Source organism: Ferrovibrio sp. (assembly GCF_019636075.1).
Classification (GTDB): domain Bacteria; phylum Pseudomonadota; class Alphaproteobacteria; order Ferrovibrionales; family Ferrovibrionaceae; genus Ferrovibrio.
Window position 1 is genome coordinate 18,928 of the sequence record NZ_JAHBYG010000002.1, and the last position, 24,298, is coordinate 43,225.

Annotated in this window: 19 protein-coding genes; 12 read left to right on the forward strand and 7 right to left on the reverse strand. The window is 63.0% G+C overall.

The genetic code is table 11. From position 1 onward, the window contains the following. Positions 1-8: 8 nt before the first annotated feature. The 5 genes from KF827_RS01265 to KF827_RS01285 all read left to right on the forward strand — a co-directional run bounded on the left by KF827_RS01265 (position 9) and on the right by KF827_RS01285 (position 5,762). Positions 9-623, forward strand: coding sequence for a TRAP transporter small permease subunit (locus tag KF827_RS01265; RefSeq protein WP_290998613.1), 615 nt, complete (start codon positions 9-11; stop codon positions 621-623). Beyond that, positions 620-2,092 carry a TRAP transporter large permease subunit gene (locus tag KF827_RS01270; RefSeq protein ID WP_290998617.1) on the forward strand — a complete coding sequence of 491 codons (1,473 nt, stop codon included), beginning with the start codon at positions 620-622 and terminating at the stop codon, positions 2,090-2,092. The genes KF827_RS01265 and KF827_RS01270 overlap by 4 nt, the downstream gene beginning before the upstream one ends. Positions 2,093-2,186: 94 nt before the next feature. After that, positions 2,187-3,689 carry a DegQ family serine endoprotease gene (locus KF827_RS01275; protein ID WP_290998619.1) on the forward strand — a complete coding sequence of 501 codons (1,503 nt, stop codon included), beginning with the start codon at positions 2,187-2,189 and terminating at the stop codon, positions 3,687-3,689. A gap of 25 nt (positions 3,690-3,714) precedes the next feature. Continuing rightward, on the forward strand, positions 3,715-4,395 hold the full coding sequence (locus KF827_RS01280) for a response regulator transcription factor (RefSeq protein WP_290998622.1): 681 nt from the start codon (positions 3,715-3,717) through the stop codon (positions 4,393-4,395). Further along, positions 4,392-5,762, forward strand: a complete 1,371-nt coding sequence (locus KF827_RS01285; RefSeq protein WP_290998627.1) for a HAMP domain-containing sensor histidine kinase — start codon at positions 4,392-4,394, stop codon at positions 5,760-5,762. Before KF827_RS01280 ends, KF827_RS01285 begins: the two co-directional genes overlap by 4 nt. Before the next feature lie 173 nt (positions 5,763-5,935). Here KF827_RS01285 and KF827_RS01290 read toward each other — a convergent pair whose 3' ends face one another. From KF827_RS01290 to KF827_RS01320, 7 genes are all read right to left on the reverse strand, one after another. Further along, complete coding sequence (locus tag KF827_RS01290) at positions 5,936-8,068, reverse strand: 3-hydroxyacyl-CoA dehydrogenase NAD-binding domain-containing protein (protein ID WP_290998631.1); 2,133 nt, start codon at positions 8,066-8,068, stop codon at positions 5,936-5,938. 12 nt (positions 8,069-8,080) lie between these two features. After that, positions 8,081-9,289, reverse strand: a complete 1,209-nt coding sequence (locus KF827_RS01295) for an acetyl-CoA C-acetyltransferase (protein ID WP_290998634.1) — start codon at positions 9,287-9,289, stop codon at positions 8,081-8,083. 59 nt (positions 9,290-9,348) lie between these two features. Then, the gene (locus KF827_RS01300) at positions 9,349-10,497 is read right to left on the reverse strand and encodes an acyl-CoA dehydrogenase family protein (protein ID WP_290998637.1); all 1,149 of its coding nucleotides are present in this window, start codon (positions 10,495-10,497) and stop codon (positions 9,349-9,351) included. A gap of 33 nt (positions 10,498-10,530) precedes the next feature. Further along, positions 10,531-12,324: an acyl-CoA dehydrogenase C-terminal domain-containing protein gene (locus KF827_RS01305; RefSeq protein WP_290998642.1), complete on the reverse strand. Its 1,794-nt coding sequence runs from the start codon at positions 12,322-12,324 to the stop codon at positions 10,531-10,533. 21 nt (positions 12,325-12,345) lie between these two features. Further along, positions 12,346-14,664 carry a 3-hydroxyacyl-CoA dehydrogenase/enoyl-CoA hydratase family protein gene (locus KF827_RS01310; RefSeq protein ID WP_290998645.1) on the reverse strand — a complete coding sequence of 773 codons (2,319 nt, stop codon included), beginning with the start codon at positions 14,662-14,664 and terminating at the stop codon, positions 12,346-12,348. Between the two features lie 17 nt (positions 14,665-14,681). Next, positions 14,682-15,818: a thiolase family protein gene (locus KF827_RS01315; protein WP_290998650.1), complete on the reverse strand. Its 1,137-nt coding sequence runs from the start codon at positions 15,816-15,818 to the stop codon at positions 14,682-14,684. Between the two features lie 111 nt (positions 15,819-15,929). Then, complete coding sequence (locus KF827_RS01320) at positions 15,930-16,400, reverse strand: MerR family DNA-binding transcriptional regulator (RefSeq protein WP_290998653.1); 471 nt, start codon at positions 16,398-16,400, stop codon at positions 15,930-15,932. Between the two features lie 310 nt (positions 16,401-16,710). On the opposite strand from KF827_RS01320, the gene KF827_RS01325 reads away from it, so the two are divergent. The 7 genes from KF827_RS01325 to KF827_RS01355 all read left to right on the forward strand — a co-directional run bounded on the left by KF827_RS01325 (position 16,711) and on the right by KF827_RS01355 (position 24,219). Next, complete coding sequence (locus KF827_RS01325) at positions 16,711-17,094, forward strand: DUF962 domain-containing protein (protein ID WP_290998656.1); 384 nt, start codon at positions 16,711-16,713, stop codon at positions 17,092-17,094. Between the two features lie 38 nt (positions 17,095-17,132). Beyond that, the gene (locus KF827_RS01330) at positions 17,133-18,071 is read left to right on the forward strand and encodes a sulfite exporter TauE/SafE family protein (RefSeq protein ID WP_290998661.1); all 939 of its coding nucleotides are present in this window, start codon (positions 17,133-17,135) and stop codon (positions 18,069-18,071) included. Next, positions 18,068-18,844 (forward strand): TIGR02186 family protein, encoded by a 777-nt coding sequence (locus tag KF827_RS01335; RefSeq protein ID WP_290998664.1) that lies wholly within the window; start codon positions 18,068-18,070, stop codon positions 18,842-18,844. Before KF827_RS01330 ends, KF827_RS01335 begins: the two co-directional genes overlap by 4 nt. A 35-nt stretch (positions 18,845-18,879) precedes the next feature. Beyond that, entirely contained in the window at positions 18,880-20,028 is a 1,149-nt protein-coding gene (locus KF827_RS01340) for an acyl-CoA dehydrogenase family protein (RefSeq protein ID WP_290998667.1), read from the forward strand. 3 nt (positions 20,029-20,031) lie between these two features. Further along, positions 20,032-21,354 carry an MFS transporter gene (locus KF827_RS01345; RefSeq protein WP_290998671.1) on the forward strand — a complete coding sequence of 441 codons (1,323 nt, stop codon included), beginning with the start codon at positions 20,032-20,034 and terminating at the stop codon, positions 21,352-21,354. Between the two features lie 97 nt (positions 21,355-21,451). Then, complete coding sequence (locus KF827_RS01350) at positions 21,452-23,779, forward strand: xanthine dehydrogenase family protein molybdopterin-binding subunit (RefSeq protein ID WP_290998674.1); 2,328 nt, start codon at positions 21,452-21,454, stop codon at positions 23,777-23,779. An 8-nt stretch (positions 23,780-23,787) separates the two neighbouring features. Beyond that, the gene (locus KF827_RS01355; protein ID WP_290998677.1) at positions 23,788-24,219 is read left to right on the forward strand and encodes an NUDIX hydrolase; all 432 of its coding nucleotides are present in this window, start codon (positions 23,788-23,790) and stop codon (positions 24,217-24,219) included. Positions 24,220-24,298: the final 79 nt, after the last annotated feature.

Here is a 24,298-nt window from a genome sequence, read left to right on the forward strand (position 1 = left end):
GAGTGCAGATGGACAAGAATGGTTTCGACGGGCGCTTGGTCTATTGGATAGATGCGCTCAATACCTGGATCGGCAAGGCATTCGGTTGGTGCATCCTTCTGCTCACACTGGCCACATGTTACGAAGTATTCGCTCGCTATGTGCTGCGCGCGCCCACCGAATGGGCGTTTGATGCCGCCTATATTCTTTACGGCACGCTGTTCATGATGGCCGGTGCCTATACCCTGGCCCGCAACGGCCATGTGCGCGGCGACTGGCTGTATCGCGGCTGGCAACCGGCCACCCAGGCGCGCTGGGATATGCTGCTGTATTTCCTGTTCTTCTTCCCCGGCATTCTCGCGCTGATCTATTCCGGCTGGGATTATGCCGCGCATTCATGGGCGATGCGCGAACGCAGCCTGTTCAGTCCCAACGGCCCGCCGATCTATCATTTCAAAACCTTGATACCGCTCACCGGCCTGTTGCTGCTGTTGCAGGGCGTGGCCGAGGTTTTGCGCTGTCTGTATTGCATCCGCAACAATGCCTGGCCGCCGCGCATGGGCGATGTGGAGGAGTTGGAAACCGTTATCCTGCGCGAACATGCCGACCCTGATGCCCCGAATGGGCAGGAGGCCGCGCGATGAGCGATCCGCAGGTCGGCATTCTGATGCTGGTGGTGTTCCTGTTCGCCATCGGCTTCGGCTTTCCCATCGCCTTCACCCTGATGGCCATGGGCGTGGGCTTCGGCTATTACGCCATGGGCGATCATATCTTCCAGCTTTTCGTACAGCGCACCTTCAGCGTGATGGCCAATGATGTGCTGATCTCGGTGCCGCTGTTCCTGTTCATGGGATATATCGTCGAGCGCGCCAATATCCTCGACCGATTATTTTTCAGCATAGAATTGGCGGCCAAGAACCTGCCGGGTTCGCTGGCGGTGGCTACCTTGCTCACCTGCGCCTTGTTTGCCACGGCCACCGGCATTGTCGGCGCGGTGGTAACGCTGATGAGCCTGCTGGCTTTGCCCGCCATGCTGCGGGCCGGCTATGACCCCAAATTGGCGGCCGGCGTGGTTTGCGCCGGCGGCTGCCTGGGGATTCTGATTCCGCCTAGCGTTCTGCTGATCCTGTATGGCGCCACGGCGGGCGTTTCCGTGGTGAAGCTTTATGCCGGCGCTTTCTTTCCCGGTCTGATGCTGGCCGGCCTGTATATGGCCTATGTGATCACCCGCGCCTTGCTCAATCCGGCGCTGGCGCCCAAGCCGCCGAAAGAGATTCTGGATGTGCCTTTCTCCAAGGTGGTATGGGCGCTGCTCACATCCTTCGTGCCGCTGGCCACGCTGATCGTTACCGTGCTTGGCGCCATTCTGGCCGGCCTGGCCACGCCCACCGAGGCTGCTGCCGTAGGGGCGGCGGGGGCCATTCTGCTGGCGATTGCCTATCGCAGTTTCGATCTGGTGAAGCTGCGGGAATCGGTGTTTCTCACCGCGCGTTCGGCGGCCATGGTGTGTTGGCTGTTCGTCGGATCGGCCACCTTCTCGGCGGTGTTTGCCTATCTCAATGGCCATGAGGTGGTGAAGGATCTGATCGATTATCTCGATCTGTCCTCCACCCAGTTCATGATGCTGGCGCAGTTCATCATCTTCCTGCTGGGTTGGCCGCTGGAATGGACCGAGATCATCATCATTTTCGTGCCGATCTTCCTGCCGCTGCTGCAGCATTACGATGTGGATCCGCTATTCTTCGGCGTGCTGGTGGCGCTGAACCTGCAAACCTCGTTCCTCACGCCACCGGTGGCGATGGCGGCCTTCTATTGCAAGGGCGTGGCGCCGAAAAACATCAGCATCGAGCAGATATTCCGCGGCATCTATCCTTTCGTTGCCATGGTTCTGCTGGCGATGGCGTTGCTTTATATCTTCCCCGATATAGCGCTCTGGCTGCCCGATGCGCTGTATTCATCCAGCAGTGGCGAGGGCGCGCTGCCGGTCGATGGCCTGCCGCTGGACTTACAGGCGGACGATGCGCAGATGCAGCAGGATCAGGCCACCGAATCGGGCGATGGCGCGTCTGGCGAGGATGACGATGGCGCCGTGCCGCCGCCCGAGGAGGAATAAGGCGCAACATTAAAAAGGTTTAATCCGGCATTCAGGCCCCGTGCAGGCGGGGTTTCCTATCTTGCAGGCATCCGATGAGCCAAAGGAGGATGCCATGCGCTTCAAACGGACCCTTATCGCTGCCCTGCTGGCCAGCACGATGCTTTCGGCCACCGGCGGTTATTTTGCCGCCCGCGCCGCCGGCAAGGATTTTCCGATGCCGGCCGCCAATCCGCCGGCTGCCGTGCAGGCGCCGCTGGTTCAGCCCAATGTCCATCCCGGCTTTGCCGATCTGGTGGAGAAGGTGAAGCCCGCCGTGGTGAATATCGCCACCACGGAGAAGATCGAGGCCGGCCGCAATCGCGGGCCCGGATCGGGTTCTGGCCAACCGCCGCAAAATCTGGAGGAATTCTTCCGCCAGTTCATGGAACAACAGCAGCAACAGCGCGGCCCGCGCCATGCCCTGGGTTCGGGCTTCATCATCGATCCGGCCGGTTATATCGTTACCAACAACCATGTGGTGGATGGCGCCGCCAAGATCATGGTGAAGCTGGAAGACGGCAATGAGTATGCCGCCACGCTGAAGGGCCGCGACGAAAAGACCGACCTTGCGCTGCTGAAGATCGATGCCAAGCGGCCGCTGCCTTATGTGGCCTTTGGCGATTCCGATGCCGCGCGTATCGGCGATTGGGTGCTGGCGGTGGGCAATCCCTTCGGGTTGGGTGGTACCGTCACCGCCGGCATCCTGTCGGCGCGCGGTCGCGATTTGAATAACGGGCCTTACGACAGCTTCCTGCAGATCGATGCGCCGATCAATCCCGGCAATTCCGGCGGGCCGATCTTCGATGCCACCGGCCGGGTGATCGGCATTTCCACGGCGATCTATTCGCCCAATGGCGGCAGCATCGGCATCGGCTTCGGCGTGCCGGCCAATATGGCGGCCAGCATCGTGGAGCAGTTGAAAAGCAACGGCCAGGTACAGCGCGGCTGGTTGGGCGTGAGTCTGCAGCCGATGACCGAGACCATGGCCAAGGCGCTCAACCTGCCCAAATCGCCCGATGGCAAGGTGGCGGGCGTGCTGGTGAACGGCGTGCAAGATGACAGTCCGGCTCTCAAGGCCGGCCTGCGCCAGGGCGACGTGCTCACCGCGCTGAACGGCACAGGCCTGCGCGATGGCCGCGATCTCGCCACCCGCGTGGCGGCGCTCAAGGCCGGCGAGAATGCGGCGCTTACCTATTGGCGCGATGGCAAGGAGCATGTCGCCCGCGTGGAGGTGGGCAAACAGCCGACCGAGCGCACCGCCGATGCCGCTGCCGATACCGGCGAGGCCAAGGTGGGCCTCAGTCTGGCGCCGCTGAACCCACAATTGCGCGAACGCCTGGGGCTTCAGGGTGGCAAGGGCGGCGCCGTTGTGGCCGAGGTGGAACCGGCCAGCAAGGCCGATGAAAGCGGCGTCCGGCCCGGCGATGTGATCGTGGGCGTGGCCGGCCAGCCGGTGCGCGACCCAGACCAGGCAGTGAGTGCCATCCGTGAGGCCCAGCATCAGAAACGGGAAGCCATCCCCTTGCTGGTCATGCGCGACGGCACTACCTATTATCTCGCCTTGCAACTGACCTGACCTAACCGAACCGGGCGATCTCGACATGAAATTCCTTCTGGTGGAAGACAATGCCGAGGTCGCCCGTTTCGTCCGCAAGGGATTATCCGAAGCCGGCCATACCGTGGATCACGCCGATAACGGTCGTGATGGGCTGTTTCTCGCCAGCAGCGAAAAATTCGACGCCATCATCCTCGATCGCATGCTGCCCGGCGGTATCGATGGCTTAGGCATCATCGAGGCGCTGCGCCGCACCGGCAATGCCACGCCGATCCTGATCCTGAGTGCGCTGGGCGACGTGGACGAGCGCATCCGCGGCCTCAAGGCGGGCGGCGACGATTATCTCACAAAGCCCTTTGCCTATGGCGAATTGGAAGCCCGGCTGCTGGCGCTCACCCGGCGCGGCCAGGGTGCGGTGGCCGAAACCGAACTGGCGGTGGGCGATCTGCGGCTCGATCTGCTCGGCCGCAAGGCCAGCCGCGCCGGCAAGCCGATTGCGCTCAAGCCGCGCGAATACAAACTGCTTGAATATCTCATGCGCCATGCCGGCCAGGTGGTGACGCGCACCATGCTGCTGGAATCGGTGTGGGATTATCATTTCGATCCGCAAACCAATGTGATCGACGTGCATATCAGCAATCTGCGGCAGAAGATCGATGCCGGCTTCGATGCGCCCCTGCTGCATACCGTGCGTGGCGCCGGCTATAAGCTGAGCGTAGAACCATGAAGCTGCTGCGCTCCACATCCCTGCGCGTGGCGTTGCTGTTTGCCGGCCTGTTCGTGGTCGCCGCCCTGGCGCTGAGCGCGCTGCTCTGGTGGAACACCACCGGCTATCTGGACCGCGAAACCGATGCGGTGATTGCCGCCGATACCCGTGCGGTGGCCGACCGTTTGCGCGATTTCGGTCTGCCTGGCGCCATCCGCATGCTGGAAGAGCGTATCGAGGCCGGCGCGGCAGACAGGGGCGGCGCGGATCGCCGTGCGATTTATCTGCTGGCCGATCCTCGGCTGCGGCCGCTGGCCGGCAATGTGGATGCCTGGCCGCTGAAGGTGGGGGCGCGCGCCGGCTGGTATGAGATCGATCTGGTCTACCGCGACAAGCTGCATGCCACGCGCCTGCTGCATGTGGAACTGCCAGGCGGTTTTCAATTGCTGGTCGGCCGCGATGTGCAGGATCGTGCACTGATCCGCGACCTGTTCCTGCGCGCCTTGCTGTGGTCTGGCCTGCTGGTGCTGGCCCTGGCGCTGGGCGGCGGCTGGTTGGTGCGCCGCGCCGTGCTGCGTCGGGTGGATGGGATCAACCGCACGGCGCTGGCGATCCAGCAGGGCGATCTCACGCAACGCCTGCCGCAGCATGCCAGCAGCGATGAATTCGATCAGCTTGCCGCCACCATCAACCGGATGCTGGATCGCATTCAGCAATTGGTGGAGGGCGTGCGCCAGGTTTCCAACACCATCGCCCATGATCTGCGCACGCCGCTGGCCGAAACACGCGTGCGGCTGGAAGGCCTGCTGCGCCATATGCCTGAGGCAGGCCAGGCCGAAATCGCCGCCGCCATGGCCGATATCGACCGGCTGATCGGCGTGTTCAACGCGCTGCTGCGGCTGGCCGAATTGGATTCCGGCCTGCGCCGCGCCGGCTTTGCCGAACTCGACCTCACCGAACTGGTGGAGGAGGCCGCCGAGCTTTACGCGCCCAGCGCCGAGGCCAAGGGATTGACGCTGAGCTGGGATGCACCGCCCGGCCTGCGCCTGCATGGCGACCGGCAATTGTTGGCCCAGGCCATCGGCAACCTGATCGACAATGCGATCAAATATACCCCAGCCAAAACGCTTGATGGGGCTGGCGGACGTATCATGCTTACGGCACGCGCCGATGCCATCACCGTGGCCGATAACGGCCCCGGCATGAGCGATGAGGATCGCACCCGCGCCGCCGAACGGTTCTATCGCGCCGATAGCAGCCGCAGCCAACCGGGATTCGGTTTGGGGCTCAGCCTGGTGCAGGCGGTGGCCCGGCTGCATGGCGGACAGTTGAAGCTGTCGGACAATGCGCCGGGTTTGCGGGCGGAGATCGTTTTTTCGGCAGCCTAAACGCAACCGCAGGATTTAGGATCCGGCCTGATGCAGCATTGATGCTGCAAGATGGATGCCCGGAACAAGTCCGGGCATGACGATTAGAGAAAGCTATGCGCGCCACCAAAGGCCGTCACCCTCGGGCTTGTCCCAAGGGTCCATGCCTGAAGTGGCGCGCATGCTCGTAAGGGCTAAGCCGCGTAAAACCGCTTGCCTTCGGTGGCCATGTCGCGCAGCAGCTTGGGCGGCGTGAAACGCGTGCCATGCTTTTGCGCCAGGGCGTCGCATTCCGCCACGAAGGGTTTCACGCCCACGGTGTCGATATTGCTTACCGTGCCGCCCCGGAAGGGCGGGAAGCCCCAGCCCATGATCGAGCCCACATCGGCATCGCGCACATCGATCACCACCTTTTCCTCAAGGCAGCGCGCGGTCTCCACCGACTGGATGTAGACCAGCCGCTTGATCACATCCTGCACATCGGGTTGTTCGGCTTCCGGCTTCTGCGGGAAGGCCTGGGCCAGGCCGCTCCACAGACGCTTCTTGCCGTCGGTGGGATAATCATAAAAGCCCTTGCCGGCTTTCTTGCCGATGCGGGCGAGCTTTTCCACCATATTGGTGAGCACCGGTTCCGAACCATCGGCCTTGTAGGCCGCGCCGAGATCCTTCTTGGTCTGCTGGCGCACGCGATGCATCAATTCAAGCGACACTTCATCGGCCAAGGCCAGCGGACCCACCGGCATGCCGGCCATCTTGCCGGCATTTTCGATCAGTGCCGGGTTGACGCCTTCGCTCAGCAGGGTGAGGCCCTCGTTCACATAGGTGGCGAAGACGCGGCTGGTATAGAAGCCACGGCTATCGTTCACCACGATGGGGGTTTTGCGGATCTTCTTCACGAAATCCATGGCACGCGCCAGGGTTTCGTCAGAGGTCTGCTTGCCCCGGATGATTTCCACCAGCGGCATCTTGTCCACCGGCGAGAAGAAATGCAGGCCGATGAAATTCGCCGGGCGCGCACTGGCTTCCGCCAGGCCGGTGATCGGCAGGGTGGAAGTGTTGGAAGCGAAAATCGCACTTGCTGCCAGTTGCGCCTCGGCCTTCTTGGTCACATCGGCCTTGATCGCACGATCCTCGAACACCGCCTCGATCACCAATTCGCAACCCTTCAGCAAGGCATAATCCGTGGTGGGCGTGATCAGCGCCAATTGTGCATCGCGCGCTTCGGGCTTCAGCTTTTTCGCGGCCACGCGTTTGTCCAGCAGGCCGGTGCTATAGGCCTTGCCCTTGTCGGCGGCTTCCTGCGTGCTATCCAGCAGCACCACGTTCAGGCCGGCGGACGAGGCGGCAAAGGCGATGCCCGCGCCCATCATACCGGCACCCAGGATGCCGATCTTGCTATAGGCCTGCGTCGGCACGCCCTTGGGCCGGTTGGCCAGCTTGTTCGCTTCGCCTACCGAGATGAACAGGCTGCGGATCATGTTGCGTGCCGCGTCCGAGGTGGCGCAGGCGGTGAAATAACGCGCCTCGATGCGGATGGCGGTGTCGATATCCACCAGGCTGCCTTCATAGACGCAGGACATGATATGCTGCGCGGCGGGATAATTGCCGAAGGTCTTGGCCCGCAGCATGGCATTGCCGGCCGTGAAGGTTTGCGCGCCGGCCGGGGTCATGGCGGCATCCTTCATGCGATAGCCCTTTTGATCCCAGGGCTTCTGGCTGTCGGCCGGCGTGGCGGCGAGAATCCATTCCTTCGCACGCTTGAGCAGATCGGCTGGCGGCACCACTTCGTCCACCATGCCCATGCCGAGCGCGGTTTTGGGATCCACCTTGCGGCCTTCCAGCAGCATCGGCAGGGCGTTGCGCACGCCGATCAGGCGCGGCAGGCGCTGGGTGCCGCCGGCGCCGGGCAACAGGCCGATGGTCACTTCCGGCAGGCCGATCAGCGCCTTGGGATTATCGGCCACGATGCGGCGATGGCAGGTCAGGCAGATTTCATAACCGCCGCCCAAAGCCGTGCCGGGAATGGCGGCAACAAACGGCTTGCCGGCCTTTTCGATGGTGCGGAACAGCTTGTGCAGGTCCATCGAAAAATCGAACACCGCCTTGGCGCTGGTATCCTTGAACAGGGTGATCAGGTCGGCGCCGGCCACGAAATCGGGCTTGGCGGAGGCGACGATCACGCCTTTCACGGTCTTGTCGGCAATCGCTTTCCCTACTGCGTCCTTGAAGGCGGCGATGGAGCCTTCGTTAAGCACGTTCATCGACCGGTCGGTCATGTTCCAGGTGATGGTGGCGACGCCGTCGCCATCGACAATGTAATCGATCATGGCTGTTATCCTTTAGACGCGCTCGATGATGGTGGCAGTGCCCATGCCGGCGCCCACGCAAAGCGTGACCAGCGCGGTGCTTTTGCCGCTGCGTTCCAGCTCGTCCACCATGGTGCCGAGGATCATGCCGCCGGTGGCACCCAGCGGATGGCCCAGCGCGATGGAGCCGCCATTCACGTTGATCTTGTCATGCGGGATATTCAGTTTCTGCATGAACAGCAGCACCACGGCGGCAAAGGCTTCGTTCAATTCCCACAGATCGATATCGGAGGGCTTCATGCCGGCGAGCCGCAGGGCCTTTTCGGCGGCGAAGCTGGGGCCGGTGAGCATGATGGTGGGTTCCGAGCCGATGGAGGCGAAGCTGCGGATGCGGGCGCGCGGCTTCAGGCCGGTTTTCTTGCCGGCTTCGGCATTGCCGATCAGCACGGCGGATGCGCCATCCACGATGCCGGATGAATTGCCGGCATGATGCACATGCTCGATACGCTCCACTTCCGGGTAGCGCTGCATCGCCACGCTGTCGAAACCGAATTGCTCGCCCGGCACGGTGAAGGAAGGATCCAGCTGCGCCAGCGTCTGCATCGTGGTTTCCGGGCGCATATGCTCGTCGTGGTTCAGGATGGTGAGGCCGTTTATGTCCTTCACCGGCACGATGGATTTCTTGAAGCGGCTTTCGTCCCAGGATGTCTTGGCGCGCTTCTGGCTTTCCACGGCGTAGGAATCCACATCGGCGCGGCTCATGCCGTATTTGCTGGCGATCAGATCGGCCGAAATGCCTTGCGGGATGAAATAGGTGGGTATCGCCACGGCCGGATCCAGCGCCCAGGCGCCGCCATCCGAGCCCATCGGCACGCGGCTCATGCTTTCCACGCCGCCGCCGATGGCCATCTGCGATTGGCCGCTCATCACCTGGGCCGCCGCCATGTTGCAGGCTTCCAGGCCCGAGGCGCAGAAGCGGTTGATCTGCACGCCGGCGGTGGTTTCGGCATAACCGGATTGGATCACCGCCACGCGGGCGATATCGGCGCCCTGTTCGCCCACCGGCATCACGCAACCCAGCACCACATCGTCCACCAGAGCGGTATCCAGTTCGTTGCGGTCGCGCACGGCTTCCAGCACCGTGGTGGCCAGCCGCATCGGGGTCACTTCATGCAATGCGCCGCTCGAGCGGCCCTTGCCGCGCGGGGTGCGCACGGCGTCATAGATGAACGCTTCGGTCATTTGGCTTTCTCCCTAGCTTGTGCCTTCACTCGCCGGATACCCGGTTATGCTCAATTGGTTCAGAGCGTGCGCCCGATCAACTCCTTCATGATCTCGTTGGTGCCGCCATAGATGCGCTGCACGCGGGCATCGGCATAGGCGCGGGAAATCGGGTATTCCCACATGAAGCCGTAGCCGCCATGCAATTGCAGGCAGCGGTCGGCCACCTTGTTCTGCAAATCCGAGCACCAGTATTTGGCCATCGCGGCGGTGGCGACATCCAGTTTGTTCTGCGCCACCAGTTCCACGCATTTATCCAGAAAGACGCGGGCGATCTGGGTTTCGGTCTTGATCTCGGCCAGCTCAAACCGGGTATTCTGGAAATCCAGGATCGACTTGCCGAAAGCCTTGCGTTCGCGGGTGTAATCCACGGTCCATTTCAGCATGGCCTCGCAGGCTGCCACCGCCATGATGGCGATCTGCATGCGCTCCCAGGCCAGTTCCTGCATCAGCATGTAAAAGCCCTGGCCCTGGCCGCCCAGCATGGCATCGGCCGGCACCCGCACATCGGCGAAGAACAATTCGGATGTGTCCTGCGCCCGCATGCCCAGCTTGTCGAGATTGCGGCCCTTGGTGAAGCCCGGCAGGCCGGCTTCCACCAGAAACAGCGAAATCCCCTTGGCGCCCTGGGCCGGATCGGTCTTGGCCACCACGATCACCAGATCGGCATTCTGGCCGTTGGTGATGAAGGTCTTCTGGCCGTTGATGATGAAATCGTCGCCATCGCGGATGGCGGTGGTTTTCACGCCCTGCAAATCCGAGCCGGCGCCCGGCTCGGTCATGGCAATCGCGCCGATCACATCGCCGCTGGCCATCTTGGGCAGCCATTTCTTCTTCTGCTCTTCGGTGCCGTAATTCAGGATATAGGGCGCCACGATATCGGAATGCAGCGAAAAGCCCGGGCCGGTGAAGCCGGCATAGGATTGCTCTTCCATCAGGATGGTGGAGTACATGCGGTCGGCGCCCACGCCACCGTATTCTTCCGGCATGGTGGCGCAGAGGAAGCCGGCTTCGCCGGCCTTTTTCCACAACGCGCGCGGCACGATGCCGTCTTCTTCCCACTTGGCATGATGGGGCGCCACTTCGCGCTCGTAGAAACGCCGCACGGATTCGCGGAACTGATTATGCTCGTCGTCGAAAATCGTGCGCGGTATCGCCAATTCGATCATTGTGGTGTTTTCTCCCTAGACTGCAACGAAAGCTTAGAAGGCGGCGGCCTCCAATGCCATGGTGGATGCCGCACCGGCCTGGATCTTGGCCAGTTGCGCCGCCGTATCGGGCAGCATGCGGTCCATGAAGAATTTGCCCGTCAGCAGCTTGTTCTGGAAGAAAGCCTCATCGCTGCTGCCGGCCGCCAGCTTCTCATTGGCCACCTGGGCCATGCGGGCCCACATGAAGCCGATGGAAACCAGGCCGAACATGCACAGGTAATCCCAGGATGCGGCACCCGCTTCATCGGGATTTTTCAGGCCCTTTTCGCTGATATAGCCGGTGGCGGTCTGCAGCCGGGCGAAGCTTTTCGCCAGCGGCATCACGAAATCCTTGCCGATCTTGGGGTCGGCCATGTTGGCCTGGATGAAGCCATCCACCTGATGGAAGAAGCGCCGCGCCAGGCGGCCGATACCGGTGGGCAGCTTGCGGCCGACGAGGTCCAACGCCTGGATGCCGTTGGCGCCTTCATAGATCATGGCGATGCGGGCATCGCGCACGAACTGCTCCATGCCCCATTCCTCGATATAGCCATGGCCGCCATAAACCTGCTGCGCCATGGTGGCCGACTGATAGCCGTATTCGGTGAGATAGGCTTTCACCATCGGTGTGAGGAAGGCCACCAGATCGTCGGATTGCTTGCGCTGCTCCTCGTCGGGATGCTTGGTGGCGAAATCGATTTCCAGGCCGGTCCACAGGGCAAGCGCGCGGGCGCCTTCGGTGAAGGCCTTGATGCTCATCAGCATGCGCCGGATATCGGGATGCACGATGATCGGGTCGGCCGGCTTTTCCGGTGCCTTGGTGCCGGTGATCGAGCGGCCCTGCAGGCGGTCGTTGGCATAGGTCACGGCATTCTGATAGGCCACTTCGGCTTGTGCCAGGCCCTGGATGCCCACGCCCAGGCGCGCGGCATTCATCATCACGAACATCGCCTGCATGCCCTTGTGCATCTGGCCCACCAGCCAGCCCTTGGCATTGTCGTAATTCAGCACGCAGGTGGAATTGCCGTGAATGCCCATCTTGTGTTCGATCGAGCCCACGCTCACGCCGTTGCGCTCGCCCAGCGAGCCATCGGCGTTGACCAGGAATTTCGGCACCACGAACAGGCTGACGCCCTTGATGCCTTCGGGGCCGCCGGGAATCTTGGCCAGCACCAGATGGATGATGTTCTTCGACATGTCGTGTTCGCCGGCCGAGATGAAAATCTTGGTGCCGGAGATCAGATAGCTGCCGTCTGCCTGCGGTTCGGCCTTGGTGCGCATCAGGCCCAGATCGGTGCCGCAATGCGGCTCGGTCAGGTTCATGGTGCCGGTCCATTCGCCGGTCAGCATCTTGGGCAGATAGGTGCGCTTCTGTTCGTCGTTGCCATGGCGATGCAGCGCCTCATAGGCGCCATGCGTCAGGCCGGGATACATGGCAAACGCCATGTTGGCGGCCGATTGCATCTCGGCCATGGCGAAGCCCACCACATGCGGCAGGCCCTGGCCGCCATATTCCGGGTCGCCGGTCAGTGCGCCCCAGCCGGCTTCGCAATATTGCTCATAGGCTTCCTTGAAGCCGGTGGGCGTATACACCACGCCATTCTCCAGCCGGCAGCCCTCGCGGTCGCCCACCTGGTTCAGCGGCTGCAACACCTCGCTCATGAACTTGCCGCCCTCTTCGAGGATGGCATCGATGGTGTCGCGGCTGGCATCCTCGAAGCCGGGGATCGCCAGATGGCTGTCCAGCTTCAGCATGTCGTGCAGGATGAACTGGTAATCCTTCACCGGGGCGGTATAGGTCGGCATGGCCTGTCTCTCCCGTCTTAATCAATTACGCAGGGGCTTGCCGGTGGTGAGCATATGCTCGATCCGGTCCAGCGTGGCATTGGTCTTGATCAGCGCCATGAAATTTTCGCGCTCCAGCTCCAGCAGCTTCTTTTCCGTCACCACTTCGGTGATGTCGGTATTGCCGCCGGACACGACGTTGGCCAAGGCGGCGGATACCACCACGTCATGCTTGGTGGCCTTGCCCTGCTGGGCGAAGCCTTCCACGGCAAGCTGCATGGCGGCGCGCGCGGTGGCGCCGGGCAGGTTGATCTCCACCGGCTTGGGCGGCGTGTAGTTTTCCGCCAGCTTCAGCGCCTTGGCCTTGGCATCGGCCAGCAGGCGGCGGCGGTTCATGGTGATGCCGTCGCTTTCGCGCAGGATCAGCATGTCGCGGGCTTCCATCGCCGAGGTGGAAACCTTGGCCGTAGAGATCGCCTCGAAAACCTGCGCCAAAGCCGGCATCGGGCCGCCGGGGCGCTTCTTGTTGGTGATCGCGCGGGTCACCAATTCCTTGCAGCCGCCCCAGCCCGGGATCACGCCCACGCCCACTTCGACAAGTCCCATATAGCTTTCGGCATGGGCCTGGATGGCATCGGAATGCAACGTGATTTCGCAGCCGCCGCCCAAAGCCATGCCGGCCACCGCCGACACAACGGGGAAGGGCGCGTATTTCAGCTTCATATAGGCATCCTGGCCTTCCGAGATGCCCTGTTCGATGGCCGGCCACATGGCGATATTGGCCTGGAACAGTGCGATGCCCACATTGGCGCCGACGGAGAAATTGTCGTAATCGCCGCCGATGACCAGCGCCTTGAAGCCTTTCTTGTCGATCTTGGCGGCTTCCTTCACCATGGTGATGATATCGGCATCCACCGCATTCATCTTGGTGTGGAATTCCAGGCCGGCCACGCCATCGCCCAGATCCCACAGGCTGGCGCCCTTGTTGGATGCGATGGGCTGCTTGCCGCGCTTCTTATCGGCCAGGGTCCAGGCATCGGCCTGCACAACGATCTCGGCATATTCGCCATTCGGCATCAGGCGATAGGCCTTGTCGCCGTCTTCCTTGTAGAACGGCCGGCCATTGGCCACCGCCACCATCTTGGGCACCGGCAAGCCGCTGGCTTTCAGCTTATCGGCAAACCATTGCGTGCCGAGCTGGTCGATCTGCTCGAAGGGGCCATGCTTCCAGGCATAGCCGGTCTTCATCGCGGTATCGACGGCCAGGATATCGTCGGCGATTTCCGGCACCAGGTCGGCGGCATAGCCGAGCACGCGGCTCAGCACGCCCCAGGCATAGTGGCCGCCCTTGTCGTCATACTCCACCAGCGCGCGCAGGCCCTTGCGCGCCGCCTTCACGGAGGCGAGGTTCGGCTTCTGCTTGGGGCGGAATTCGCCGCTTTGCAGATCCAGCGCTTCCTTGCCGCGGGCGCGGTAGAAACCGCCCTTGCCCTTGCGGCCGGTATAGCCATCCTTGATCAGCTTCTGCATCAGCGCATTCAGCGGATGCTCCGCCTTGTAGAATTGATGCAATGCGTCGGTCTTGGGCAGGGTCTTCAGCATCGAGCCCACCACATAGGGGCCGAGATCGATGCCGGTGAGATCGGCCAGGCCGAAAATGCCGGTCTTGGGCACGCCCATCGGGCGGCCCACCACGCTATCGGCCTCTTCCACGGTGAGGCCGAGATCATAGGCCAAAGCGGTGGCCACCGTAGACCAGTAGATGCCGATGCGGTTGGCGATGAAGCCCGGGCGGTCTTTGCAATCCACCACTTCCTTGCCCAGCTTCACATCGCCGAAGCGGCGCAGCGCTTCGATGGCATCCGTGCGGGTCTTGGGGCCTTTCACCAATTCGAACAGCCGCATGTAGCGCGGCGGATTGAAGAAATGCGTGACGGCGAAATCGGCGGCGAAGCTTTCCGGCAGGCCCTGGGTCAGCAGGTCGAGCGGGATCGTCGAGGTGTTGGAAGTGACGATGGAGCCCTTCTTGCGGTTGGCTTCCAGCTTGGCATAGAGGTCGCGCTTGAGGTCCACATTCTCGATGATGGCCTCGCAAATCCAGTCCACGTCGGCCAGCTTGGCCAGATCGTCCTCGATATTGCCGGGCGTAACCAGCTTGGCGACACGCGCATGCATGAAGGGCGCGGGCTTGGTCTTCAGCATCTTCTCGATGGCGCCCTTGGCCAGCATGCTGCGATCATTCGCGCCATTTGGCACGATGTCCAGCAACAGCACGGGAATGCCGGCATTGGCCACATGGGCGGCAATGCCGCTGCCCATCACGCCCGAGCCGATAACGGCTACTTTTTTGATCTCGCTCATGATCTGGCTCCCGTGGCTCACACGGCTTCCAGCACGGTGGCGATACCCTGGCCGCCGCCGATGCATTGCGTGGCCAGCGCGAATTGCTTGCCTTCGCGCTTCAGCAGCGATGCCGCCTTGCCGGTGATGCGCGCGCCGGTGGCGCCCATCGGATGGCCCAGCGCAATCGCGCCGCCATCGAGATTGACCTTGCTCATGTCGAAATCCGACTGCTTCACGCAAGCCAGCGCCTGGGCGGCGAAAGCCTCGTTCAGTTCAACGATGTCGATATCCTTCAGGCTCAGGCCGGCGCGCTTCAGCGCCTTGTCGGTGGCGGGCACCGGGCCGATGCCCATCAGCTCCGGCGCGCAACCGGCCACGGCGATGGATTTGATGCGGGCCAGCGGCTTCAGGCCATGGGCCTTGGCGAAATCTTCCGAGCAGACCAGCGTGGCCGAAGCGCCATCGGTGAGCGGCGAAGAGGTGCCGGCGGTAACGGTGCCGGCCTCGTCGAAGGCCGGCTTCAGGCCGGCCAGGCCCTCGGCGGAGGTATCCGAGCGGATGCAGCCATCCAGTTCCACGCGGTTGTTGCCATCGGTGATGGCGACGATTTCGTCCTTCAGCTTGCCGGCCTGTTGGGCGGCGAAGGCCTTGGCATGGCTTTCGACGGCCATCTTTTCCTGGGTGGCGCGGTCGATGCCGTATTTCTTCGCCAGATTCTCGGCGGTGATGCCCATCGACACATAGGCCTGCGGATAATCCTGCAGCAGCTTCGGGTTGGGCAGGGTGTTGAAGCCGCCCATCGGCACGCGGGTCATGCTTTCGATGCCGGCGCAGATGAAAGCCTCGCCGGCATTCATCTGGATCGCACCGGCAGCCTGATGGATCGCTTGCATGGACGAGCCGCAGAAACGGTTCACCGTGGTGGCGGCGGCTTCCAGCGGCAGGCCGGCCAGGAAGCTGATCAGGCGCGCCACGTTCAGGCCCTGCTCGCCTTCGGGGAAGGCGCAACCCACGATCACGTCTTCGATCGCCTTGCCGTCCACGCCGGTGCGCTCCAGCAGGCCTTTGATCACCTGCGCCGCCATGTCATCGGGCCGCACCTTGGTGAGCGCACCCTTGCGGGCCAGGGTGAAGGGCGAGCGGGCATAGCCGGCGATGACGACGTTGCGCATTGGTTTCCTCCTGAAGCGGTACGGCTGAAGCGGTATGGGCTGAAGCGATACGGGCGAGACGGTTTGTTTCGGCAGTGAATACGGTGAATATGGTGTGTGACGGCAGGATTGCTATTCGGCCACGCTGAGCAGGGCGTCGCTGCGGCCTTTCACGAAATCGTCGATATCGGGCACTTTGGCGCCGCGTTCCTTGAGGCCGAGATATTCCTCCAGGATGCGCACGCTGCGATGCAGCTCGTCTATGGCGGCTTCCACATCGCGGCGCTGGGTTTCCAGGGCACGCAGCCTGTCCTGCGACCGCTTGAGCGTAACGCGCAATTGTTCGGTCTGGCCATCGCCAAGATCGTAGAGATTCAGCATTTCGCGGATTTCCGCCAGGCTGAATCCCAAGCGCTTGCCGCGCAGGATCAGGATCAGACGGGCGCGGTCGCGCCGGCTGTAGATGCGGTTCATGCCTTGGCGCGAGGGCTGCAACAGCCCCTTATCCTCATAAAACCGGATGGCGCGGGCGGTTACCTTGAATTCGTGGGACAATTCGGTGATCGAGAAAGTCTGATCCGAATTGGATTGCTGTTCAGACACGCAAGACCCTCCCGGAAAGCCTCTCTGCGGTCCCGCTGCTTGCCGACGGTAAGGCGGGCGGCGCAGGATTTGCCCGACTCTTAGTTTACGTTTACGTAAACGTCAACTGAAATCTTGCCCTCGCGTCATGCCGTATGGTCAACGGCTGGCGGCAGCGCAGGCGAACCAGGGAAGCCCGACCAGGCAGGGGAGTGTCGGTAAGAAATCACCGCCTCATGGCAATGTGGCATGGCAATCCAAGGTTTACGGGTCTATGCTGCCCGGCCTCTGCGGAGGACGCTCCATGTCGAATCACGACACGAATCCGGCCATGTCACCCGATCCCCTGCCATCCGATCCCCTGCCATCGGATACCGGTGAACGCATCACCAGTTATGCCGCCTTCTGGCCCTATTACCTGCGCGAGCATGGCAAGCCGCTTACCCGTGCCTGGCATTATCTGGGCACCACCCTGGCCATCGGCTGCCTGCTCGGTCTGATCATCACCGGCGATTGGCGCTTTCTGCTGGCCGGTCTGGTCTGCGGCTATGGCCCGGCCTGGATTGCGCATTTCTTCGTGGAGAAGAACCGCCCGGCCACCTTCAAATATCCGTTCTGGTCGCTGTTTTCCGATTTCCGCATGTATGGCTGCTTCCTCACCGGCAGTATCGGGCGGGAATTGCAGAAAGCCAGCCGGGGCGCCATCATCGACTGACAGCATCGCATTACGGATTTCGGAGCCAGCCCCCAGTCATGCAGATTTACCTGCCCATCGCCGAGCTTTCGGTCAACATCTGGTTGATCCTGGGCCTGGGCGGAGTGGTGGGCTATCTGTCGGGCCTGTTCGGCGTCGGCGGCGGCTTCCTGCTCACTCCCTTGCTGATTTTCATCGGCGTGCCGCCGGCGGTGGCGGTGGCCACTTCGGCCAATCAGGTGGTGGCGGCCAGCGTATCCGGCGTCTATGCCCATTGGCGCCGCGCCAATGTGGATTTTCGCATGGGCGGCGTGCTGCTGGTGGGCGGCCTGGTCGGCTCGGCGCTGGGCGGCCTGCTGTTTTCCTATCTCAAGCAGCGCGGCCAGATCGATCTGGTGATCAGCTTGTCCTATGTGCTGATTCTGGGTGGCGTGGGTTTTCTGATGGCGCAGGAAAGCCTGCGCAGCCTGTTGCGCAAACCGCAGCCGGGGGTGCCGCCGCGCCGTATCCGGCGGTTTCATGATCATCCGCTGCTGCGCGCGCTGCCCTTCAAGATGCGGTTCCGCAAGTCGCAGCTTTATATCAGCGCCTTGCTGCCGCTGGTGCTGGGCACCGTGGTGGGCGTGATGGCCGCCATCATGGGGGTGGGCGCCGGCTTCCTGCTGGTGCCGGCGATGATCTACCTGCTGGGCATGCCGGCCGCGGTGGTGGTGGGCACATCGTTGTTCCAGATCATTTTCGTCACCGCCAATGTCACCATGTTTCATGCCATCGCCACGCAAACCGTGGATGTGATGCTGGCCTTGCTCTTGCTGGTCGGCTCTGTGGTGGGCGCGCAATACGGCGCCCGCCATGGTACCAAGCTGCGCGGCGAGCAGATGCGCGGCCTGCTGGCCCTGCTGGTGCTGGGTGTGGCGGTGGCGTTGGTGGTGGAAATGGTGCTGCCGCCGGCCGAGCAATTCTCCTTCGAACCCGCGGTAACCGGGGGTGTGCGATGATGGCGCGCCCGGTATTCATGCGCATTCTGCTGTTGCTGCCTTTGCTGCTGATGGGGGGGGCGGCTTTGGCGCAGACCCGTGCACCAATGGCCGCGCTGGCGCCCGCCGATGCGCCGCTGGTCACCGATCTGTCGGCGCATCTGATCGCCATCACCTCCAGCTTTACCGGCACCGAATTGCTTTTGTTCGGTTCCATCGACGAACCCGGCGAAATCGTGGTGGTGGTGCGCGGGCCGCCGGGTTCCACGGTGGTGCGGCGCAAGGATGAGGTGGCCGGTATCTGGCTCAACCGCCGCTCGCTGCGCTTCGATGGCGTGCCGGCCTATTATGCTGTGTCGTCCACCCGCCCGCTGGACGAGATCGCCAGCCCCACCTTGCTCAACCGCCTGCAGATCGGCGCCGAAAGCCTGCGCTTCCGCCCCGCCAGCGACCGCGAAGATCCGCAGCAATACCGCGCCGCCGTGTTGCGCCTGAAGGAACAGGCCGGGCTTTACCGCGAAGAGCTGGGCGTGGTTTTCCTGGGCTCCAAGCTGTTTCGTGCCGAAATCAGTTTTCCCTCCACCGTGGCCGTTGGCACCTACCGCGCAGAGGTATATCTGATCCGCGATGATAGGGTGATCGCCGCGCAATCCACGCCGCTTTTCGTGGACAAGCAGGGCTTGGAGCAGGAGATTTTCGATTATTCCCGCCGCGAACCCGCCATCTACGGCTTCATTGCCGTGCTGCTGGCGGTCTCTGCCGGCTGGCTTGCGGCCTTGCTGTTCCGGCGATAGGCCCGCGTATAGAAAGACAACGGAGTTTCGTTTCCATGGATGCCGATACGCTCGCCCAGTTCCGCGACACGCTGCGCCGTTTCGTGCGGGAAAAGCTCGTGCCGCTCGAAGCCGAGGTGGCCGAAACCGATCATATCCCCGATGAGATTCGCGCCGCTTTCGCCGAGATGGGATTGTACGGTCTTTCGATCCCCGAGGAATATGGCGGCCTGGGCCTGAACATGGCCGAAGAGGTGGAGCTGGTTTTCGAACTGGGCTGGACCTCGCCGGCCTTCCGCAGCCAGTTCGGCACCAATGTGGGCATCGGCAGCCAGGGCATCCTGATCGATGGCACCGAAGCGCAGAAGCAGACCTATCTGCCCAAACTGGCGGCGGGAGACATGATCGCCAGTTTCGCGCTCACCGAACCCGATGCCGGCTCGGATGCCGCCAGTTTGCGCACGCGCGCCGAGTTGCGCGGCGATGTGTATGTGGTCAACGGCGCCAAGCGGTTCATCACCAATGCGCCGCATGCCTCGATCTTCACCCTGATGGCGCGCACCGATCCAAGCATCAAGGGCGCTGGCGGCATCACCGCCTTCATCGTCGATGCCAAATCGCCCGGCATCAAGATCGGTAAACCCGATAGGAAGATGGGCCAGCGCGGCAGCCATACCGCCGATGTGATCTTCGAGGATGTGGAAGTGCCGGCGGCCAATGTGATCGGGTTGAAGCCCGGGCAGGGTTTCAAAACCGCCATGAAGGTGCTGGATCGCGGCCGGCTGCATATCTCGGCCATGTGCGTGGGGGCGGCCGAACGGTTGATCCACGAGGCGCTTGCATTCGCCGTGCAGCGCAAGCAATTCGGCCAGCCGATTGCCGAATTCCAATTGATCCAGGCCATGCTGGCCGACAGCAAGGCGGAAAGCTATGCCGCGCGCTGCATGGTGCAGGATGCCGCCAGGCGCTATGCGGCCGGCGAAAATGTTTCCATGGAAGCCTCCTGCTGCAAGCTTTATGCATCCGAAATGGTGGGGCGCGTGGCTGATCGCGCGGTGCAGATCCATGGCGGCAGCGGTTATATCCAGGATTATGCTGTGGAGCGTTTCTATCGTGATGTGCGGCTGTTCCGGCTCTATGAAGGCACCAGCCAGATCCAGCAATTGGTGATCGCGCGCAACATGCTGCGGCAGGCGGGCGCTTAGCCGATGCCGGATGAGGAAAAGGCGCATCCGCCGGAGGATGACGATTCTACCGCCACGCTGATGCGGCGCCTCGGCCTGATGGTGGCCGTCTGCGTGCTGTTCAGCATGGCGGCGCGTGGCCTCGCTGAAACCTTCACGGTATTCCTGCTGCCGCTGGTCGAGGAATTCAACACCAGCCGCACCAGCGTGATGGCGGTGTATTCCGTGCAGGTATTGTGCAGCGCGCTGGCCGGGCCGCTGGTAGGGCATCTGTTCGATCGCTTCGGCGTGTTGCGGCTTTATCTGGGCGGTGCGCTGCTGCAGATGAGCGGGCTGGTGCTGGCGGCATTTTCCGATAGCCTGTGGCTGGTGTTTCTCGGCATCGGGCTGTGCACCGGCACGGCTTCGGCGGCTTTGGGTTCCGTGCCGCATGGTGCGTTGCTGGCGCGCTGGTTCGATGGCCGCGCCTATACCCGCAACATGAGCCTGGTGTTTGCCGGCACCGGCCTTGGCAGCCTGGTGCTGGTGCCGCTATCGCAATGGCTGATCGGGCATTATGGCTGGCGCCATGCCTATCTGATCCTGGCCGGCCTGCTGCTGATCGTGCTGTTGCTCAGCCTGCAATTGATCAACTGGCGCCGTGCCCAGGCCGGTTCGCCGCAATGGCAGGCCAGGCGCCAGGCTGTGCCGGTTCAGATACCTGCGCAGGAATTGGATACAGCAACCCTCAACGATGACGCGCTTCGCAGCCAGGAAGGCCCCAGCCTGGTGCAGGCGTTGCGCGTGCCGGCCTTCTGGGGCCTGGCCTCGGTGTATTTCTTCACCAGCACCGGGATGTATTCGGTGATGGTGCAGGCAGTGGCCTATCTGGTGGAAAACGGCTTCGCGCCGCTGCAGGCCGCTTCGATCTATGGTCTGATCGGCTTGCTCACGCCGGTGGGCATGATCGGCTTTTCCTGGTTGGATGGGCGGATCGGGCGTCAGGCCTCGGTGCTGTTATCCTATCTGCTCAGCCTGTCCGGGCTGATCGCGTTGTTCCTGCTGCAATGGTGGCCCAGCATTCCGCTGCTTTGGGCCTTCGTGCTCTGCGTGGGTTTCAGCTTCGGTGCCCGCGCGCCGCTGATCGCCAGCACAACGGCGCGCATCTTTCAGGGCCGCCACCTTGGGGTGATTCTCGGCTGCGTCACGCTCGGGGCCGGTTCGGGCATGTTCGCGGGATCGCTGATGGGCGCTTTCCTGCACGATGTCACTGGCGGCTATGTGGCGGTTTTCTGCTATTCGGCTATTTCATTGCTGATCGGCGTGCTGCCCTTTCTGACGGTCCGCGCCTTGCGCGGGGCGATCTGAGCGCCTTGGCCCGGCAGATAGCCGCGAGGGCGGCTTGAAACCGGGCGTGGAATCCCTATCATTCCTGCAACTACGTGGCCCCCCGAAGGAAAATCACATGAGCAAATTCGGTCTCAGCCAGCCGGTGCGCCGGGTGGAAGACAAGCGTTTCATCACCGGCACGGGGCGCTATACCGACGATATCAACCTGCCCGGCCAGGCCTATGGCGTGATGCTGCGCTCGCCCCATGCCCATGCCCGGGTGCTGGGCATCGACACCACCGAGGCGCGCCAGGCGCCGGGCGTGCTGGCGGTTTACACCTATGCCGATCTCGCCGAGGCGAAGATCGGCAACCTGATCTGCTCGATCCCGCTGAAGAACCGCGACGGCACGCCGCGCGCCGATACCCGTCGGCCCGCGCTGGCCGATGGCATCGTGCGCCATGTCGGCGACCCGGTGGCTTTCGTGGTGGCCGCGACCGCCGCCCAGGCCCGCGATGCCGCCGAACTGATCGGCGTGGAATACGAGGCACTGCCGGCGGCGGCCGACATGGCCACCGCCATGCAGCCGGGCCAGCCGCAGATTTGGCCCGATGCGCCCAATAACCGGGTGTTCGACTGGGAAACCGGCAACAAGGCCAAGACCGACGAGCTGTTCGCCCAGGCCGCCCATGTGGCCAAGCTGCGGCTTACCAATAACCGCGTGGTGGTGGCGTCGATGGAAGCGCGCGCCGCGCTGGCCGCCTACGATGCCGGCCGCAATCATTTCACGCTCTACACCCCCACCCAGGGCGTGTGGCTGCCCAAGCGCATGCTGGCGGCCACCTTCGGTGTGCAGGAATCCGATGTGTCGGTGTTCACCACCGATGTCGGCGGCGGTTTCGGCATGAAGATCTTCATCTATCCCGAACAGGTGATGACGCTGTTCGCCGCGCGCCAGTTGGGCCGCCCGGTGAAGTGGACCTCCGACCGTTCGGAAGCCTTCCTCACCGACACCCAGGGCCGCGCCAATATCACCGATGCCGAGCTGGCGCTGGACAAGGATCACAATTTCCTGGCGCTGCGGGTGCATAACCTGGCCGATATGGGCGCCTACCTTTCCACCTATGCGCCGATGATCCCCACCATGGCCGGCACCAAGGTGCTGTCTTCGGTCTATCGCTTCCAGGCCGTGCATGCCCATGTGGAAGGCGTGTTCACCAACACCGTGCCGGTGGATGCCTATCGCGGCGCTGGCCGTCCGGAATCGAATTACATCATGGAGCGGCTGATCGATGCCGCGGCCCATGATCTCGGCGTCGAGCGCAGCGAATTGCGCCGCAAGAACTACATTCCGCCGGATGCCTTCCCGTGGACCAGCGCGATGAAGCTGACCTACGATTCCGGCGATTTCGCCAACACCGCCCAGGCCGCGCTGGATGCCTTCGATTGGGCCGGCGCCGCCGCCCGCAAGGCCGAGGCCGCCAAGCGCGGCAAGCGGCTGGGCGTGGGCATGGCTTATTATCTCGAAGCCACCGGCGGCGCGCCCACCGAACGCGCGGAAATCCGCTTTGTCGATAACGGCGCGGTGGAGGTTTATGTCGGCACGCAATCCACCGGCCAGGGCCATGAAACCGCCTATATGCAGGTGGTGGCCGACAAACTGGGCGTACCGTTCGAGAATATCCGCATCATCCAGGGCGATTCCGACCGCATCCCCACTGGCGGCGGCACCGGCGGCGCCCGCTCGCTGTATTCCGAGGGCGGCGCCATCCTTTCGGCCTCCGACAAGGTGATCGAGAAGGGCAAGGAGGTGGCTGCCGACCTGCTGGAAGCCGCCGCCGGCGATATCGAATTCAGCAACGGCGAATTCCGCGTGGCCGGTACCGACCGCTTCAAGGATATCCTCGCCGTGGCCGCCGAGGCGCGGTTGCGTTCGGGCGTGGCCGCCGATCAGCCGGCCGGGCTGGATACCGCGATGGATTTCAACATCCAGGCAATCACCTTCCCCAATGGCTGCCATGTGGCCGAAATCGAGGTGGATGACGCCACCGGCACCGCCCGGGTCACCCGCTATGTGGTGGCCGACGACATGGGCAAGGTGATCAACCCGATGATCGTGGAAGGCCAGATCCAGGGCGGTGTGGTGCAGGGCATCGGCCAGGCGCTGTACGAGCGCGTGGTGTTCGATGCCGATGGCCAGTTGCTCACCGGCAGCTTCACCGATTACTGCATGCCGCGTGCCGACGATATCCCGCCGATCAAGGTTATTCTCTGCGAAGTGCCCTGCAAGACCAATCCGCTGGGCGTGAAGGGTGCTGGCGAGGCGGGCACGGTGGGGGCCGCGCCGGCGGTGATGAATGCGCTGGCCGATGCCCTGGCGGTGCGCCATGTGGACATGCCGGCCACGCCCGAGAAGCTTTGGGGCATTCTGCAGGCCACCCAGCCCGCGCTGGCGGCGGAATAGCCACCGGCATGTCGCGCGAATATCCGGCGGCGCCCATCGTGGGACTCGGCGCCGTGGTCTGGCACCAGGGCAAGGTGCTGATGGTGCAGCGCGGTAGGCCGCCCCGGGCCGGAATCTGGAGTTTGCCCGGTGGCGCGCAACTTCTGGGTGAAACGGTGGAAGAGGGAATCCGTCGCGAAATCCGCGAGGAAACCGGCATCGAGATCGAATTGCTGGGGCTGTTGGAGGTGATCAATTCCGTACAGCGCGATCCCGAGGGCAGGGTGCTCTACCACTACACGATCATCGACTATGCCGCCCGTTGGATCGGGGGCGAGGTTCAGGCGGGCGACGATGCCGCCGATGCCGCCTGGTTCGCGCCAGACGCGCTGCATGGAATGGAGCTTTGGGCCGAGACGATACGGGTAATCGAAGAATCTCGGCGTTTTTTCGCGGTCTGAGACCCCTCCCGGGCTTTTCTTTCGCACTGCGAATATGATTTAGTAGCGCTCAGGATACGGTCAATTCTACCCTCAGGGG